The organism is Bacillus sp. LR--39 (assembly GCF_053613335.1).
Genome location: NZ_JBSIOT010000001.1, coordinates 873,646 through 890,328, shown reverse-complemented (window position 1 = coordinate 890,328; position 16,683 = coordinate 873,646). Strand labels below are relative to the sequence as shown.

Annotated in this window: 18 protein-coding genes and 1 other RNA gene; 7 read left to right on the top strand and 12 right to left on the bottom strand. The window is 45.5% G+C overall.

Annotation, left to right across the window (positions count from 1 at the left end; all coding sequences use genetic code 11):
* Positions 1 to 64: 64 nt before the first annotated feature.
* The 4 genes from ssrS to gerPC all read right to left on the bottom strand — a co-directional run bounded on the left by ssrS (position 65) and on the right by gerPC (position 2,192).
* Positions 65 to 250: non-coding RNA, 6S RNA (ssrS, locus tag ACWHAR_RS04745), on the bottom strand.
* Between the two features lie 215 nt (positions 251 to 465).
* Entirely contained in the window at positions 466 to 1,092 is a 627-nt protein-coding gene (locus ACWHAR_RS04740; RefSeq protein ID WP_003153791.1) for an FMN-dependent NADH-azoreductase, read from the bottom strand.
* Positions 1,093 to 1,236: 144 nt separating this feature from the next.
* Entirely contained in the window at positions 1,237 to 1,728 is a 492-nt protein-coding gene (locus ACWHAR_RS04735) for a TraR/DksA family transcriptional regulator (RefSeq protein WP_015417624.1), read from the bottom strand.
* Between the two features lie 83 nt (positions 1,729 to 1,811).
* Positions 1,812 to 2,192, bottom strand: a complete 381-nt coding sequence (gene gerPC / locus ACWHAR_RS04730) for a spore germination protein GerPC (protein WP_032873433.1) — start codon at positions 2,190 to 2,192, stop codon at positions 1,812 to 1,814.
* 92 nt (positions 2,193 to 2,284) lie between these two features.
* Here gerPC and ACWHAR_RS04725 point away from each other — a divergent pair, with 92 nt between their 5' ends.
* Positions 2,285 to 2,518, top strand: coding sequence for a hypothetical protein (locus ACWHAR_RS04725; RefSeq protein WP_032873431.1), 234 nt, complete (start codon positions 2,285 to 2,287; stop codon positions 2,516 to 2,518).
* Here the strand turns inward: ACWHAR_RS04725 and ACWHAR_RS04720 are convergent.
* The gene (locus ACWHAR_RS04720; RefSeq protein ID WP_003153787.1) at positions 2,505 to 2,987 is read right to left on the bottom strand and encodes an Hsp20/alpha crystallin family protein; all 483 of its coding nucleotides are present in this window, start codon (positions 2,985 to 2,987) and stop codon (positions 2,505 to 2,507) included. The genes ACWHAR_RS04725 and ACWHAR_RS04720 overlap by 14 nt on opposite strands.
* A 70-nt stretch (positions 2,988 to 3,057) precedes the next feature.
* On the opposite strand from ACWHAR_RS04720, the gene ACWHAR_RS04715 reads away from it, so the two are divergent.
* Together ACWHAR_RS04715 and ACWHAR_RS04710 are read left to right on the top strand one after the other, a co-directional pair.
* Positions 3,058 to 3,330 carry a hypothetical protein gene (locus ACWHAR_RS04715; RefSeq protein WP_032873428.1) on the top strand — a complete coding sequence of 91 codons (273 nt, stop codon included), beginning with the start codon at positions 3,058 to 3,060 and terminating at the stop codon, positions 3,328 to 3,330.
* Positions 3,327 to 3,560 carry a hypothetical protein gene (locus tag ACWHAR_RS04710; RefSeq protein ID WP_003153785.1) on the top strand — a complete coding sequence of 78 codons (234 nt, stop codon included), beginning with the start codon at positions 3,327 to 3,329 and terminating at the stop codon, positions 3,558 to 3,560. Before ACWHAR_RS04715 ends, ACWHAR_RS04710 begins: the two co-directional genes overlap by 4 nt.
* Positions 3,561 to 3,604: 44 nt before the next feature.
* On the opposite strand, the gene ACWHAR_RS04705 is transcribed toward ACWHAR_RS04710, so the two are convergent.
* The 3 genes from ACWHAR_RS04705 to ACWHAR_RS04695 all read right to left on the bottom strand — a co-directional run bounded on the left by ACWHAR_RS04705 (position 3,605) and on the right by ACWHAR_RS04695 (position 4,652).
* Positions 3,605 to 3,949 carry a PH domain-containing protein gene (locus ACWHAR_RS04705; protein ID WP_003153783.1) on the bottom strand — a complete coding sequence of 115 codons (345 nt, stop codon included), beginning with the start codon at positions 3,947 to 3,949 and terminating at the stop codon, positions 3,605 to 3,607.
* A 293-nt stretch (positions 3,950 to 4,242) separates the two neighbouring features.
* Complete coding sequence (locus ACWHAR_RS04700; RefSeq protein WP_108017290.1) at positions 4,243 to 4,383, bottom strand: DUF4025 domain-containing protein; 141 nt, start codon at positions 4,381 to 4,383, stop codon at positions 4,243 to 4,245.
* A gap of 65 nt (positions 4,384 to 4,448) precedes the next feature.
* Positions 4,449 to 4,652: a DUF6501 family protein gene (locus ACWHAR_RS04695; protein WP_032873426.1), complete on the bottom strand. Its 204-nt coding sequence runs from the start codon at positions 4,650 to 4,652 to the stop codon at positions 4,449 to 4,451.
* 183 nt (positions 4,653 to 4,835) lie between these two features.
* Between ACWHAR_RS04695 and ACWHAR_RS04690 the strand changes: the two genes are divergently transcribed.
* The 3 genes from ACWHAR_RS04690 (at position 4,836) to ACWHAR_RS04680 (ending at position 9,145) form a co-directional block, all read left to right on the top strand.
* Entirely contained in the window at positions 4,836 to 6,323 is a 1,488-nt protein-coding gene (locus ACWHAR_RS04690) for an aldehyde dehydrogenase family protein (RefSeq protein ID WP_007611960.1), read from the top strand.
* 96 nt (positions 6,324 to 6,419) lie between these two features.
* Entirely contained in the window at positions 6,420 to 8,303 is a 1,884-nt protein-coding gene (locus tag ACWHAR_RS04685; protein WP_032873423.1) for a terpene cyclase/mutase family protein, read from the top strand.
* Positions 8,300 to 9,145, top strand: coding sequence for a superoxide dismutase (locus tag ACWHAR_RS04680; RefSeq protein ID WP_007611962.1), 846 nt, complete (start codon positions 8,300 to 8,302; stop codon positions 9,143 to 9,145). Before ACWHAR_RS04685 ends, ACWHAR_RS04680 begins: the two co-directional genes overlap by 4 nt.
* Before the next feature lie 39 nt (positions 9,146 to 9,184).
* Here ACWHAR_RS04680 and ACWHAR_RS04675 read toward each other — a convergent pair whose 3' ends face one another.
* Entirely contained in the window at positions 9,185 to 10,522 is a 1,338-nt protein-coding gene (locus ACWHAR_RS04675) for a sodium-dependent transporter (protein WP_032873420.1), read from the bottom strand.
* Between the two features lie 203 nt (positions 10,523 to 10,725).
* Here ACWHAR_RS04675 and ACWHAR_RS04670 point away from each other — a divergent pair, with 203 nt between their 5' ends.
* On the top strand, positions 10,726 to 11,697 hold the full coding sequence (locus tag ACWHAR_RS04670) for a bile acid:sodium symporter family transporter (RefSeq protein WP_032873418.1): 972 nt from the start codon (positions 10,726 to 10,728) through the stop codon (positions 11,695 to 11,697).
* Positions 11,698 to 11,727: 30 nt separating this feature from the next.
* Here ACWHAR_RS04670 and ACWHAR_RS04665 read toward each other — a convergent pair whose 3' ends face one another.
* The 3 genes from ACWHAR_RS04665 to sucA form a co-directional block, all read right to left on the bottom strand.
* Complete coding sequence (locus ACWHAR_RS04665; RefSeq protein ID WP_032873416.1) at positions 11,728 to 12,474, bottom strand: MBL fold metallo-hydrolase; 747 nt, start codon at positions 12,472 to 12,474, stop codon at positions 11,728 to 11,730.
* A 73-nt stretch (positions 12,475 to 12,547) separates the two neighbouring features.
* Positions 12,548 to 13,795: a 2-oxoglutarate dehydrogenase complex dihydrolipoyllysine-residue succinyltransferase gene (gene odhB, locus ACWHAR_RS04660; protein WP_003153764.1), complete on the bottom strand. Its 1,248-nt coding sequence runs from the start codon at positions 13,793 to 13,795 to the stop codon at positions 12,548 to 12,550.
* A 15-nt stretch (positions 13,796 to 13,810) separates the two neighbouring features.
* Positions 13,811 to 16,645: a 2-oxoglutarate dehydrogenase E1 component gene (gene sucA, locus ACWHAR_RS04655; protein WP_032873414.1), complete on the bottom strand. Its 2,835-nt coding sequence runs from the start codon at positions 16,643 to 16,645 to the stop codon at positions 13,811 to 13,813.
* Positions 16,646 to 16,683: the final 38 nt, after the last annotated feature.

Sequence of the window (16,683 nt, the reverse complement as noted above, 5' to 3'; positions counted from 1 at the left end):
ATACTGATAAAGTACGCTGCTCAAGGGCAATGCAAAATAAAAAGCCATCTCCGCAAGGGAAATGGCTTTCGCTACGTATGCCGTACGCAAGTAAGAAAGTTTTAAACCACCACTCCTCAAAGTGGGTGTTTGCAGAAGCGTTCCTGTCGTCCTCTGCAATGGAGGCATGACATTCCGGCTTCGATATAAAACTCCCTATTACAGCTTAAAGGTTAAAACTTAATTAACAATACGAACAATGTAGCTTCTCTTATATCCTACACCATCAGTCGTATTTTGGCAAGAGGGTTAATTCTTTTACAGAAAACCTTTTTTCTTTGTGAAAAATGCTTTATTCTACATAAAAATTGTTTTTTCGACAAAATATCAATATATCAATATAAGATCAGATCGAAAGCTGCCGCCAGTTTCTTCTATAATAGAAAAAACTCTCACACCCTGTATGGGCGCAAGAGTTAATGGAAATTAGAATTTTGCAGCCAGATCTTTCGCTTCTTGCAGTCCTTTTTCAATGATCGCTTGAGCGTTATCCGGTGCAGCATTATGGCCTTCAACGACAACAGTGTGAAGATCTTGGACACCCCAGAAACCGAGGACGGTTTTCATGAAGTTTAATGACATTTCAAGAGATGCCATCGGTCCTTCAGAATATACGCCGCCGCGTGCGTTTAAGAGCGCTACTTTTTTATCTCCCATCAGACCTTTTGGTCCTTCAGGCGTGTATGTGAAAGTAACTCCTGCGCGAGACAGGTAATCAACATAAGTATGAAGCACAGCAGGCACTGTGAAGTTCCAAAGCGGGAATGCAAACACGACTTTGTCAGCTTTGACGAATTGATTTAAGTAAATGTCAGCAGTTGATGCTTGTTTTTTCTCTTCGTCTGTCATTTCAATTCCTTTTGAAGCTTTGAATGTTCCGTTAATCATATCTCTTCCGAGGTAAGGAAGGTTTTCTTTATGAAGATCAAGTTCGATCACTTCATCATTCGGATTGTTTTCTTTATAAGCAGCCAGAAACGCTTCGTATAATTTTACGGATACGCCTTCTTCAGCCGTACGATCACTTGATTTTACAAATAATACTTGAGACATTCTAAATTCCTCCCGGTAATCTTTTAATATTTACTTACAAATAGTATGTTACTTTCTTTTTTATATAAAGTCAATGATTTTATTTCGATTTTGAGATTTTTTATGGAATAAAAAAACAGGTACATATGAATGTACCTGCTGCTATTATTGTGAATCCTGCTCGCGATCCAGGATTTCGTAAGTTTGTGAGCTTTTTTGATCAACGGTTTCTTTATTTGAGAGGTCTTTCACCTGCTCGTGAAATTCCCTTTCATATGACGGAGCGTCTGTTTTCACATCCCCTTCTGTTTCTCGCTGCGCTTCGACGGTCATTCTGGCGTACGGCACGGCTTCAAGTCTTTCATAAGGAATTTCTTTTCCCGTTTTCTCGCAAATCCCGTATGTTCCTTTTTCCATTCGTTCAAGCGCGGCATTCACCTCATCTAAAAGATTCTGATCGACACCGTCCAGCGTCTGATTCGTGACCCTGTCCAAATAAATGCTTCCGTGATCAGCTAAGTGATTATCTACTCCGTTCGATAGTTCTCCTGTGTCTTCGCTCATTGAATGATTTTCTTTTGATTCTCCCTGAAGACTTTCCTTTAAATCGATTAATTTATGATAAAGGCTGTCCTGCTGTTCTTTTGATAATGACATATTCATCATCTCCTTTTTCGTCTGTATTCTTCGCTGCATCTGTTAATACATACCCTAGAAAAAGGAGGCTGAAACAACGGAGGTCAATGCTTTCTCCCCCTGATGGTGACATTGGGTGTCTGCTGCTTTGTCTGTCTTTTTTCTTTCGCAGCATCATTTTGCCGGTTGTCCCGAAATTCTTCAGCGCAGGCTTGTTTAAGCCTATGCTCCGGTGTATGGTAAGTGGCGCCGATATTCAGCATACCGCTCAGCTCTTCTATACTCAGCTTTTCAAAATCAATATTGTATTCAACCTTGTCCACTTTGACATGCTCAATATGGACATATGTTTTTTCCCCTTCAACCGTTTGCGGCTCAAAATGACACTTATCCTGAAGCTCATCAAGCTGTTGTTCCACTTTCTTAAGCCGGTCTAATTCTTCTTCACACACTTTTTTGAAAATCTCTTTCATTATTTTTTTCAAAGAAAATCACTTCTTTCCCCGTCACTCTTGGAAAGTTCTATGCGTCCCGCATTGCGAATATATAAACATGATATACAAAAAGGAGGCGAATCATGATGTTTTTTCCATCCGTTATCAACTTTGAGTATATAAAAATGAACGGAATCAGCGGCGGAGCAGCTTTTAACACCGGCTCTTCCATTATGGTGAGAAACACAGCAGCCAATAAAAGAAATGAAGGGTACGGTGAACAAAACGGTGATTGCACCGTTGTCGTCATCCCTATCATGAGTATCGATGATTCAGATTTAATAGATGGCACCGCGAACAAGATCAGCCTTCGATAATGATCTGGCTTGCATCCCCCAGATGTTTAGCAATCGATATATATAAAATCCCGTCTTTGAATACCGCCTGCATTCCCTTCGTCCCCTGAGCGGAATGCGGAAGGTCGAGTTTTTTTTCAAAATCGCCGTATTTTCCGGTCTTCTGTTTAAAATCCTGTTCATTAAAAAAGGATTTTCTCGTGCCTTTTACGACGATATATTCTCCGTAGGACAGCAGCTGAACATCTTGTTTCCGGTAGCCGGGCAGATACAGTAAAAATTGGAGCTCATCATGGGTTTCCACAATATCTATAAGAGGAAAAGCATCCTCATTTCTTCTCATTTGCCCATCTCCCTGTTGAAAGGGAAAATGAGAATGGCCGTTTTGAAATGATTTCAGTTGTTCATCATCAAAAACGTTTTTCCAAAAGTCGCCGCCGGACATGTTTTGCGCCATTTCCATCCACTGCTTCATCTTATCGAAATCCATTTTTATCGCCCCCTGTCTAAGCATACGGTCATAACAGCCGGCATACACCTGTATTAAAGGAGGTTTGCCTGTGGTTCAACCAACTCCATATATCAATATTAATATTTTCATGTTGAAAATTAATTCCTTTGAAAATGCTTCAGCGGTGAATGTCGGACAAAATTTACTGGCGGAATGGCAGAATTCTGATAAAAAGAATCAGGGATACGGACAGAACTTCGGAGATGCAAGCGGCTTCATCGGCACGCACAGCAAAGTGGATGACCGGGATCAAATTGATTCTCCATCTGCCTTTGAGTCTGCATGCGATAAAATCCCTGCCGGAAAAGGAGGCCCATTATGATGTTTTCGCCGGTTTTGGTAAATGTAGGAGGATTTAAAGTAAATGCAGTCGACCGCGGTTCTTCCATTACGATCGGCCCGTATCAGCAAATCGATTATTTTTTATCCAATAAGATCAACTACGGATTCGGTGAAGAAAATGGTGATTTGGCGCCGATTTATATCCCCATCAGTTCTATTGCTGATCCGGATCTCATTGATTCGAACTCCGGAAAAACGAGCATTATATAATAAAAAGGCCATCCGCATGCATTCGGATGGCTTTTATGTGATATTTAACTGCATAAGTATTTTGTTAAGATGGCTTGAACCTCAGTCAAGTCCGTTTCTTTTGCAAATTCCAATTCGAAAGTTTTTCCCCTTGTCATTAATACAAGCCCGGTATCGGGATCAAACATCCCCGCTTCTTGAATGGCGAAGCTTTCAATTGTTTTATATGGAAGAAATACGCGCACTTTCTTTTTGGAGAACATTTTATTATCAAAGAAAATCACTCGTTTATTCGTAAAGCATATTTGGTCAACCCGCAGTTTATAAATCGTTTCGATCCGTTCTCCCTCAACGAGCAAAGCCTCCAGCTTTTTTGTGTCGGTTGATCTGCTGACAGAAAAAATTCCCAATGAAGAACCCCACTTTCTGCTTCTATACTATTGTTTTATTACAATCATAAAAAAATAAGTTCTTTATCCCTATATAAGAATACGACATAGACGGCATTTAAACCATTACGAACAGATTACATTTTTAGAACGTTCATCAAAAAAGCCCTTCGCGAAAGGTGCCGCTGTTATGAAGTAGTACGGTTCAGCGAAAGAAAAGGTTTCAAGAAAACGGTATTTTTTTCGAAAAGTCAGTTTTTTATTTTCGCCATAAAAAACCGCGGCTTCTCCAATGCCGCGGTTTTAACAAAACATCAACGATCCGTATCTTCAATTGTTCCTTCTTTATAGGTATCTGAAATTTGTTCCATCGTCGTGTCGGTGCCTTCTTCAGGTTGCACTTGCTGAAGCTGATCTAATGTTTTATTTTGTTTGTCTTGCTCTGTTTTTTTCATTTTGCAGCCACCCTTTATATGTAGTCTTTTTTAGTATGGCTCAGGCAAAATAAATTCATTCAGCTTTAAACTTCTTCAAAATACTCTTTGTAGAAGCCTCCGACTTTGTTTGTATTGTCTACAACAAAAATGAATTCTTCTGTTTCATTTTTGACTTCATACTCTTTACCCGACGTCAGCACATTTTTGACAATGTATTTTTTCGCATCTGTATGTACGCATTTGACCTTTTTGACGCTTTCTTTTGTCTGCCAATTATTATGAATCATTTATAAAACTCCTTTTCTTAATCGATAAGCTTATTGTAGCCGTTTTTTCTTGTGAATTGCAATAACGGTTATCGATTGATTTTACCGGAGGTGTTATTATAAAATGACTGTATGCGCTTACTTCGCGCGGACATCAAGATGCTCAAAACAGACCATAAAAAAATTTCGGGAGGTTTGTTACGAATGAGTTCTTTAACGATGCAGATCACAAAAAGGCTGGAAACATTTTTACAGGGCACGAAGAAACTTTATATTGACGGAAAATTTGTTCCGAGCGCTTCAGGATCAACATTTGTCACACCGAATCCGGCAACCGGAGAAACGCTGATGACGCTTTACGAGGCACAGTCAGAAGACATTGACAGTGCAGTGAAAGCGGCACGCAAAGCCTTTGATCACGGCGAATGGCGCACTATGCCGGCCGCTTCCAGAAGCAGGCTGATGTATAAGCTTGCCGATTTAATGGAAGAGCACAAAACGGAACTCGCGCAGCTTGAAACACTTGATAACGGAAAACCGATTAATGAAACGACGAATGGGGATATCCCGCTCGCAATTGAGCATATGCGTTATTATGCCGGGTGGTCTACAAAGATAACCGGACAAACGATTCCGGTCGCCGGCTCATATTTTAATTACACCCGCCATGAGCCTGTCGGCGTCGTGGGGCAGATCATCCCTTGGAACTTCCCGCTCCTTATGGCGATGTGGAAAATGGGCGCCGCCCTTGCCACAGGCTGCACAATCGTTTTGAAACCGGCGGAACAGACACCGCTGACCGCCCTCTATTTAGCGGAATTAATAGATCAGGCGGGCTTCCCTGACGGCGTCATCAATATTGTCCCAGGGTTCGGCGAGACGGCCGGGGAAGCGCTGACCAACCATGACGATGTCGATAAACTCGCTTTTACCGGTTCTACAGAAATCGGCAAAAAAATCATGGAAAAAGCCGCAAAAAAAATTAAACGCGTGACACTGGAGCTTGGCGGAAAGTCACCTAATATCATTTTGCCTGACGCCAATTTAAAGAAAGCCATTCCCGGCGCTTTAAACGGGGTCATGTTTAATCAGGGGCAGGTATGCTGCGCAGGCTCCCGTGTCTTCATTCACAAAGACAAATATGATGAGGTCGTCAGCGAAATGGTTTCATATGCGAAATCGCTTCAGCAAGGCGCCGGCCTTCACCAAGATACACAAATCGGCCCGCTCGTCAGTCAGGAACAGCATGAGCGCGTGCTTTCATATATTGAAAAAGGAAAAGCGGAAGGAGCCAAAGCTGTCGCGGGCGGCAGCTGCCCGTTTGAAGAAGGGTATTTTGTCTCCCCGACTGTATTTGCGGATGTGGATGACAGCATGACCATCGCAAAAGAAGAAATTTTCGGCCCTGTTTTAGCCGCCATTCCGTATGATACGGTAGATGAAGTCATTGAGCGGGCGAACCGCTCGGAATACGGCCTTGCAGCCGGACTTTGGACTGAGAATGTGAAAAACGCCCATTACATTGCTGACCGTCTCCAAGCCGGCACTATTTGGGTCAACTGCTACAATGTTTTCGATGCTGCATCTCCTTTCGGCGGCTATAAGCAATCCGGCCTTGGGCGGGAAATGGGCTCTTACGCGTTGAATAATTATACAGAAGTGAAAAGCGTCTGGATCAATCTGGAAGATTAAATCAAACAAGAAACTGCTGCCTGTCAGCAGTTTCTTTCTTTTGTCATGCCGCCTTTTACATATGAATATATATGCTTCTGAAGGAGTTGAGCGAGTGTGAGCACAATTCATGAAAACGTCAGAAGCCGCCAAAAGAAAACCATCTCCCTATTAAGAGAAACGCAAAATGCAGACGGCTCATGGTCATTTTGTTTTGAAGGACCGATTTTGACAAACGCCTTTCTGATCCTCCTTCTCACTTCTCTTGGAGACAATGATAAAGAACTGATCGCTGAGCTTGCAGAAGGCATTCGCGCTAAACAGCGTCCGGACGGAACTTTTGCCAACTATCCTGATGACCGGAAAGGAAATGTGACCGCCACTGTACAGGGCTATGCCGGCTTGCTGGCTTCCGGTTTATATAGCCGTTCTGAGGCGCATATGATTCAGGCCGAACGCTTTATCATCTCAAATGGCGGCTTGCGCAACGTACACTTTATGACAAAGTGGATGCTTGCGGCAAACGGCCTTTATCCATGGCCCGCGCTGCATCTGCCATTATCTTTCTTAGTCATTCCCCCATCCTTCCCGCTGCATTTTTACCAGTTCAGTACATACGCCCGTATTCATTTTGTACCGATGGCCGTGACGCTTAACAAAAGATTTTCGCTGAAAAATCCCAACGTTCCGTCTCTCGCGCATTTAGATCGGCATATGACTAAAAATCCGTTTACATGGCTTCGTTCCGATCAGGATGAGAACAGAGACCTCTCTTCTCTTTTCGCGCACTGGAAGCGGCTTTGGCAGATTCCTGCCGCTTTTCACCAGCTCGGTCTGCGTACGGCCAAAACGTATATGCTTGACCGGATTGAGGAAGACGGCACATTATACAGCTATGCGAGCGCCACTATTTTTATGGTGTACGGCCTGCTCGCTCTCGGTGTATCGCGCCACTCCCCCGTTATCAGAAAAGCACTTGCCGGCACGAAAGCTTTGCTCACGTCTTGCGGCGATATACCGTACCTGGAAAATTCAACGTCGACCGTTTGGGATACGGCGCTTCTCAACTATGCGCTTATGAAAAGCGGTATCTCAGATAACGATCAGATGATAACCAGCGCCGCCCGGTTTCTGCGTGAACGGCAGCAGACGAAAGTCGCTGATTGGGCCGTTCACAACCCGCATGCTGAACCGGGAGGATGGGGTTTTTCAAACATTAATACAAATAATCCTGATTGTGATGACACAGCCGCAGTGCTCAAAGCCATTCCGCGAAAACTTTATCCCGCCTCATGGGAACGCGGACTGAGCTGGCTTTTGTCCATGCAAAACAGTGACGGCGGCTTCTCTGCTTTTGAGAAAAATGTCAATCATCCGCTGGTCCGCCTGCTGCCGCTGGAATCGGCTGAGGAAGCTGCCATCGATCCTTCAACAAGCGACTTAACTGGACGGGTGCTGCACTGTTTAGGAGAAGCGGGGCTTTCTTCTGATCACCCTCAGATTGAAAAAGCCGTCCAATGGCTGATCCGCCATCAAGAAGAGGACGGATCGTGGTACGGCAGATGGGGTGTCTGCTATATTTACGGCACATGGGCGGCGCTGACAGGGATGAAGGCTTGCGGCGTGAGCCAAAACCACCCGGCCGTAAAAAAAGCGATCCGCTGGCTGAAGTCCATTCAAAACGAGGACGGAAGCTGGGGAGAATCCTGTAAAAGCGCAGAAGTCAAAACCTATGTTCCGCTTTATTACGGGACGCTTGTACAGACGGCTTGGGCGGCCGAAGCTTTGCTGCAATACGAAAAAACTCATCATCAAGCCGTCACAAAAGGCATATCTTTTCTTATTGAAAACCGGCATTACGAAGGCGCCGCTTTCAGCTATCCGACCGGAATCGGCCTGCCGAAGCAGTTTTACATCAGGTATCACAGCTACCCGTATGTGTTTTCTTTGCTTGCGCTCAGCACTTTTATGAAAGTGAGTGAAAAGGAGGAAGAAAAATGAAACGGCACGCTTATCAAACCGAGATGCTGAATTGGTGTGAAACCTTGAAGGAACAAGTCATTCAGCAAGGCCGGTTCGATCGCTTCGCGGCACAAATCGACCGGATTTTTCACACCCTTCAGGATGATGGATTAACGGAGGCGGAATGGTATGAACAGGCATCGGCACTTTACCGGGACATTACTGAACCCGAAGAGCCGGATGAGCGCAGAGCTTATGTGCCGATCGGCAAGCATGTCCTCCCTAAACTGCCTTACAGTTATTCCGCACTGGAACCGTATATTTCAAGAGAGATTATGAAACTCCACCATACCAAACACCATCAGAGCTATGTTGACGGTCTGAATAAAGCAGAACTGGAGCTCAAAAAAGCGAGACAGACGAAACAGTACGACTTAGTGGCGCATTGGGAGCGGCAATTGGCGTTTCACGGCGCGGGCCATTATTTGCACAGTATTTTCTGGTTTTCGATGAATCCAAACGGAAAAAGACGGCCGACGGGTGCGCTCTTTCAAATGATTGATGTGTCATTCGGAAGCTATTCCGCTTTTAAAGAGCAATTTTCTCAAGCGGCGAAAAAAGTCGAAGGAGTCGGCTGGGCTATCCTAGTCTGGGCGCCGCGCGCCGGGCGGCTGGAGATTTTGGCCGCTGAGAAGCATCAGCTCTACAGCCAGTGGGACGTCATTCCTTTGCTTCCGCTGGATGTGTGGGAACACGCTTATTATTTACAATATAAAAACGACCGCGCGGCTTACGTGGATCAATGGTGGAATGTCGTTGATTGGCGGGAGGCGGAGAAACGGTTCGAACAAGCGCACCGCGTGATATGGCCGCTTTATTAAAAAAGCCCCCGTCCTGAACGGGGGCCTGCTTCTTTTGGTTTAAAAAATACCAAGCACGTGCAGAAAAACGATAATAATGGCTACAGGAGCCAGATAACGGATTAATAGGAGCCAGACTGCAAACCATTTTCGTTTTATACCGGAACCGCTTTTCAGTTCGTCAAACAGCATCTGTTTCGGAATTTTCAGCGGTACGAAAACGGCAATTAAAAGCGCACCCAGCGGCATTAAGACATTGCTGACCAGAAAATCCGCAGCGTCAAAAATACTGCGGTGAAAAATAGAAACATCACTCAAAATTCCGTACGACAGCGCCGAAGGGACCCCGACAATAAATATAGCAAGTCCCCCGATCCATGCATACCGCTTCCGTTTTGCCGAATCGCCTTTTGACAAAACAGCAACTAAAATTTCAAGCATTGAAAAAGCCGATGTCAGCGTCGCAAATAAAAACAGCAGCAAAAAGGCGAGTAAAAACACGATGCCCAACGGCATTTGGTTAAAGACGGTCGGCAGCACGTTAAATAAAAGCTGCGGGCCTTGATCCGGCTTGAGGCCGAATGCAAACACCGCCGGAAAAATCGCCACTCCCGCCATCACAGCAACAAGGACATTTAATACCGTCACCGATACGGCGGATTGAACAATATTTTCTTCTTTTTCTAAATATGCGCTGTATGTAACCATTACGGACACTCCGACGCTTAACGAGAAAAATGATTGTCCCATCGCATATAAAATGGTATTGGCATCCATCGCGCCAAAATCAGGCATAAAGAAGAATTTTAATCCCTTCGCTGCATCATGCAGCGTAACGGAGCGGATCATTAAGAGAATAAACAGAATAAACAGAGCCGGCATCAGCACCTGGCTTACCTTTTCGATTCCGCTGCTCACCCCTTTTGCCACAACTAAAATCGTCAGCACGATAAACAGCAGCTGACCGAAAACCGCTGCATAAGGGTTTGAAATGGTATCGATAAATAACGTATCAAATCCCGAAGAAAGCGATAAGCCGCCTGTAAAGCCTTTTATAATGTAGATTAATATCCATCCCCCCACTACGCTGTAGAAGGATAATAGAATAAAACACGTAATGATTCCGAGATATCCGATCCAGTGCCACTTTTTCCCCGGCGCGAGCGCCTTATAGGATTCAACGGCGTTTTTTTGTGTTTTTCTGCCGATAATAAATTCAGCAAGTAAAAGCGGCAGTCCGATTAAAACAGTAAATAAAATAAAAACAAGCAGAAAAGCGCCGCCTCCGCTGGTTCCCGCTACGTAAGGGAACTTCCATATTGCGCCGAGCCCGATTGCAGAGCCGGCCGTAGCTAAAATAAATCCCAGCTTAGATGACCATTGATTAGCTTCTTTCACTTCAGCACTCCCAATTCATTTCAGTATAAAAATCAATTGTAAGAATATATGTCTGAATAGTCAAGAAGATGTTAGTTTACATAATAATTTTATTGAAAACTTATATTTAATATTGAATTATTCAGAAAATTATTTATAATGGAATACAGAAAAGTCAGTCATATTTTCTGACTGATTGATTGAATGTAAAAGGAGCTGTGTTTATGGAATGGCTGAAAAAAATAAGCGGGTTTGCAGGCCAAACCTTTGGCTTGTGGGTTATCGTCTTTGCCGGTTTAGGATTCGCCTGCCCTGATTTGTTTTCTTGGATCAGTTCTTATATGACGATTTTCCTTGGTATTATTATGTTTGGGATGGGGCTAACTCTTCAAGCAGACGATTTTAAAGAATTAATCAGAAAGCCTTGGCATGTCGTGATCGGAGTCGCTTGCCAGTTTACGATTATGCCGCTTACGGCTTTCTGTTTATCAATCGGGCTCCGCCTCCCCGCAGAAATCGCCGCGGGCGTCATTCTGGTCGGATGCTGTCCGGGCGGTACGGCATCAAACGTCATGACGTTTTTGGCGAAAGGCAATACTGCGCTTTCTGTTGCGGTCACCACGATCTCAACATTGCTTGCTCCTATTGTAACGCCGGCACTTATTATGCTGTTTGCGAAAGAGTGGCTCCCCGTTTCTTTCGGTTCACTGTTTGTTTCCATAATGCAAGCCGTGCTTTTGCCGATCGTCCTCGGGGTGATTGTGAAGCTGTTCTTCAAAAAACAGGTCGGACAAGCCGTGCACGCGCTTCCTCTCGTGTCGGTAATCGGCATCGTAGCGATTGTATCCTCTGTCGTCAGCGTAAATCGTGAGCATCTGCTTCAATCAGGACTGCTGATTGTGTCTGTCGTCATCTTACATAACGGAATCGGATATTTGTTAGGATTCCTGACTGCAAAGCTGTTCAAAATGGATTATGCTTCACAAAAAGCGATTGCGATCGAAGTCGGAATGCAAAACTCCGGACTGGGTGCAGCGCTTGCGACAGCGCATTTCTCCCCTTTGTCAGCCGTGCCGAGCGCAATTTTCAGCATATGGCACAATCTGTCGGGGTCTGTTCTTGCCACCTACTGGTCTAAGAAAAAAGAGAAAAACAGCACCGAAGAAGAAGAAACGGCAAAGATTCCGTTTTCATAACTGAACAAGGATAGGATAGGCTGGCCGCTCCTATCCTTTTTTATTCTGCAGATCACGAAACAGACGCAAAAGCGCTTTTTTCACATCCCCCTGAAATAGACCTCCATGATAACAAATCAATTGGCGGATATCGTAATCGAGCAGCCGCCGCACAGAACGGACCGCATCATCCATATGTAACGTATAGCTAGGATTAGCAAGGTTCAGCTTTCCGTCTTCAATGACGACCGCATCACCTGTGACCATAGTTTTTTCGGCAGGCAGATAAAGACTGATATGGCCGGGTGTATGACCCGGTGTGGCTACAACGCGAATGCCTCCGCACCAAGGCAGCAGCTCGCCGTCAGTAACTGTCCGGTGAACTGGAGCCGATTCGACTGATTGAAGCGAGCGGATGAACTGTTTTGCATAAGGCTTTGCATCCTCTGGCAATGAACAAAACGTTGATTCAGCCTGCTCAAGCCGTAAAGATTTTTTAGAGCCGTCAATATACGGCGCTTCACGCTCATGTACTGTCACGCTGATATCCGGATGCAAACGGTGTAATGCAGCGAGTGAGCCGATATGGTCTATGTCGTGATGCGTTACAATGATTTTTGTCAATGAATGAAGCGACATACCATGCCGGGCAGCAGCGTGTTGAAGATGGTTTGTAAAACCGGGATATCCGCAGTCTATTAATATCGTGTCATGTTCGTCTTGCAGAAGAACCGGAGTGATAGAATGCAATTCTTCATTATATTCAAATTCGATCTCAAGCGGATAACAGCTTTTCATATACATTCTCCCCTTCTCTCAATAAAAAAAGTACACTGCTTGTAAGGGCAGTGTACTTTTTGTCTGTCTCAAATTATCCTTCCAGCAACAGCTGTTCCGGATCTTCAAGCAGGTTTTTAATGGTGACAAGGAATCCGACCGCTTCTTTACCATCTACAATTCTGTGGTCGTATGATAAAGCGATGTACATCATCGGACGGTTTTCAGAGCGCTCCGCATCAATCGCTACTGGGCGCAGCTGAATTTTGTGCATACCTAAGATCCCAACCTGAGGGCTGTTTAGGATCGGTGTTGACATAAGCGATCCGAATGTACCTCCGTTTGTAATCGTGAAGGAGCCTCCTTGCAGCTCACCTAATGTTAATTTATTATTTCGCGCTTTTTTCGCAAGTTCGCCGATCTCTCTTTCAATGCCGGCAAACGTCAGGCGGTCAGCGTCACGCACGACTGGGACGACAAGCCCTTCTTCAGCCGCGACAGCGATACCGATGTCATAGAATTTTTTCACGATCAGCTCATCGCCTTGAATTTCAGCGTTAAGGAGCGGGAATTTTTTCAATGCAGCCACGACGGCTTTTGTAAAGAACGACATGAAACCGAGTTTTACATCGTTTTGCTCAAGGAATTGGTCTTTACGGCGTTTTCTTAGATTCATAACGGCCGTCATGTCAACTTCGTTAAATGTAGTCAGCATCGCAGAAGTCTGCTGCACTTCAACCAATCGTTTCGCGATCGTTTGTCTGCGGCGGGACATTTTTTGCACTTCGACAGGTTTGTCAAAGCTTTGCTGTGTTTTTTGAGCCTGCTGTTTCGGCTGTGCCGCAGGTTTTGAAGCCGGTTTTTCATAAGCTTCTACATCTTGTTTGCGCACGCGGCCGAGCGGGTCTCCCGTCGGAATTTGTGATAGATCAATTCCTTTTTCCCTTGCCAGCTTGCGTGCAGCCGGAGACGCTACCGTTCTGGATTTCGCTTCTGATTGTGCTTCCTGGCTGACTTCTTGTGCAGCAGGTTCAGCTTTTGCTTCCTCTTTCGTTTGTTCATTGGCTGGAGCACTTTCTGAAGGGGCGGGTGCAGAACTTTCGCCAGCGCCTTCTGTAATGGTACCGATAATTTCTCCTACTTGGACGGTATCACCCGAATCTTTCAATACCTCTTTTAGAACACCCGATTCTTCTGCTGTCAATTCAACATTTACTTTGTCCGTCTCCAGTTCAAGCAAGTACTCACCCTGTTCTACATAATCACCGGGCTGCTTTAACCATTGGGCTATCGTTCCTTCTGAGATTGATTCTGCTAATTCAGGTACCTTAATTTCCGCCATTTTTTCATTTCCCCCTTAGTTTTTGCGAGTCAAGCTATCAGATACAATGCGTTCCTGTTCTTTTTTGTGGACTGTCGGATCTCCTTCTGCGGGACTGGATCGTCTTCTTCGGCCGATGTATTGGACATTTACTCCTTTTGGCGCGATTTCCGTCAGATACGGGCTGATATAACTCCATGCCCCCATATTCTGCGGCTCTTCCTGAACCCAAACGATCTCTTGCAGGTTCGGCAGTTTGGCGAAAAGCTCCTTCGTATCTTTTGCCGGGAACGGATACAGCTGTTCGATTCTGGCAATATGAAGCCAATCCTTATCGCCTTCCATTTTGTTGAAGTGATCGCTGATATCAATTGACACTTTTCCGCTTGATAATACGACGCGAGTCACTTTTTCGTAAGCATGGGAAAGACCGGACTGCTCATAGACAGGCTTGAATCGGCTTTCGCTCAGTTCCTGCACTTCAGATACCGTATTCGGGTTGCGCAGCAGGCTCTTCGGCGTCATGATCACAAGCGGGCGGATTTCCTCACGAAGCAGCATTTTCGCTTGTCTTCTTAAAATATGGAAATACTGAGCCGCACTTGTCAGGTTGGCCACCGTCCAGTTGTTTTCCGCCGCCAGCTGCAGGAACCGCTCGACGCGGCCGCTGGAGTGTTCAGGGCCCTGCCCTTCGTAACCGTGAGGCAGCAGCATGACCAGTCCTGATTTTTGTCCCCATTTTGCCCGTCCTGCAGATATGAATTGATCAAAATAGACTTGAGCCGCATTGGCAAAGTCCCCGTATTGCGCCTCCCACATCACGAGCGTTTCAGGCGAATACACGTTGTATCCATATTCAAAGCCGAGAACCGATCCTTCAGAGAGCGGGCTGTTATGCACCGTAAATGAAGCAGCGCAGTCGTCTAAGTGATGGAGGGCAACAAATTCTTCTCCTGTTTCGCTGTCATGCAGCACAAGGTTTCTTTGAGCGAACGTTCCGCGCTCTGAATCCTGTCCGGTCAGCCGGATCGGCGTGCCGTCTTTCAAAATGGAAGCAAACGCAAGCGATTCAGCCAATGACCATTCAACTTTACGGTCATCATCAAACGCTTTTGAACGTCTTTCCAGGATTCTTTTCAGCTTGCCGAACACGTTAAAAGATTCCGGCCAGTTGATAAGTTCGCCGTTCAGCTTGCGGAGAACATCAAAATCAATGGCTGTGTCAACGTCTGGAAAACCGTTGGACACCGGTTCCGGCAATTCAATTTCCCGTACGGCGTCTTCTTTTTTGGCGGGCACCTTTTTATAGGCGTCTTCAATTCGTTTTGTCACTGCCGTTTCGATGTTTTGCGCTTTTTCCTCGCTGATCAGACCTTCACTTACGAGTTTTTCCGCAAAGATCCGCTTGACAGTCGGGTGTTTTCTGACGGCGTCATACAGCATCGGCTGTGTCGTTGACGGCTCATCCATTTCATTGTGGCCGTACCGTCTGTACCCGATTAAATCGATTAAGAAATCTTTATTGAACCGCTTCCGGTATTCAACCGCAAATTTAACGGCTGACAGGCATGCTTCCGGATCATCCGCGTTGACGTGAACGATCGGGATTTCATAGCCCTTCGCCAAATCACTGGCATATTTCGTGGATCGTGATTCATCGCTTTCAGTTGTAAAGCCGATCATATTATTGGCGATGATATGAATGGCCCCGCCGACCTGATAGCCTTTCAGAGAGCTTAAGTTCAGCGTCTCGGCGACAATGCCTTCTCCCGGAAACGCTGCGTCACCGTGAATTAAAATGGCGAGCGATTTTGTTTCGTCTTGAACCGGGTACCCCTTTTGCGTTCTTGTTTCCTGTGCCGCCCGCGTGCTTCCTTCAACAATCGGATTGATGAATTCCAAGTGGCTCGGGTTATTTGCAAGCGTAATCCGCGCGCTTTTGGTTTCAGCATCCTGAAGCTGTCTGTCTGCACCGAGGTGATATTTTACATCGCCCGTCCAGCCGTAGCTGATGCCGGTCGATCCTTCAGACGGCACAAGGTCTTTATTCGGCGCGTGCTGGAATTCTGAGAAAATAATCTCATACGGTTTGCCGAGCACATGCGCAAGCACATTTAAACGGCCTCTGTGCGCCATCCCGATATTGACATTGGTTGTGCCCGCTTTCACAGACTGGGCGATAATGTCGTCAAGAACCGGCACAAGCGCGTCTAACCCCTCAATTGAGAAACGCTTCTGACCGACGAATGTCCGGTGTAAAAATTGTTCAAATCCTTCTACTTCCGTCAGTCTTTCTAAAACGGCTGACAGTTTTTCCGGTGAATTTTTCCGGAACAGTTCTCCGGATTCGACCATTTTTGTAATCCATGCGCGCTCTTCGAAATCATGCACATGGTCAAACTCGAAGGAGATGGTTCTTTTATAGGTATTGCGTAAATGCTGGATGGCTTCTAAGCCGTTTGTTATATTGGCAGGTGCGTCTTTACAGATGACAGACGCGGGTATTGCTTTCATTTCTTCTTCTGTAAGCCCATACTCGGATAACGGAAAGAGCTCGCTCTTTTTCGGATCCTTTCTGAGCGGATTGACGGAAGCGTTCAGATGGCCATAGGTTCGAATATCTTCTGCAAGTTTAACTGCTGCTGCGATCTTTTGAATCAGATCTGCGGTGACGCGTCCCTGTTCCTTTGTTCCCGATGCCTCTTTTATTTGGCTTGGCGGAGCGCCGAGTTCGTCAAACATGTCTTTCAGATCCGGATCAATGCTGTCTGGATCTTCAGCATATTGGTCGTACAGCTCCAGTGCATAGCCGAGGTTCGGTCCGTAAAAATCTTCCCAATTCATTCTTTGTTTCATATTATTTTGAAACATTTGAATATTACCCCCAACCTAGATAATCAAGTGATCAA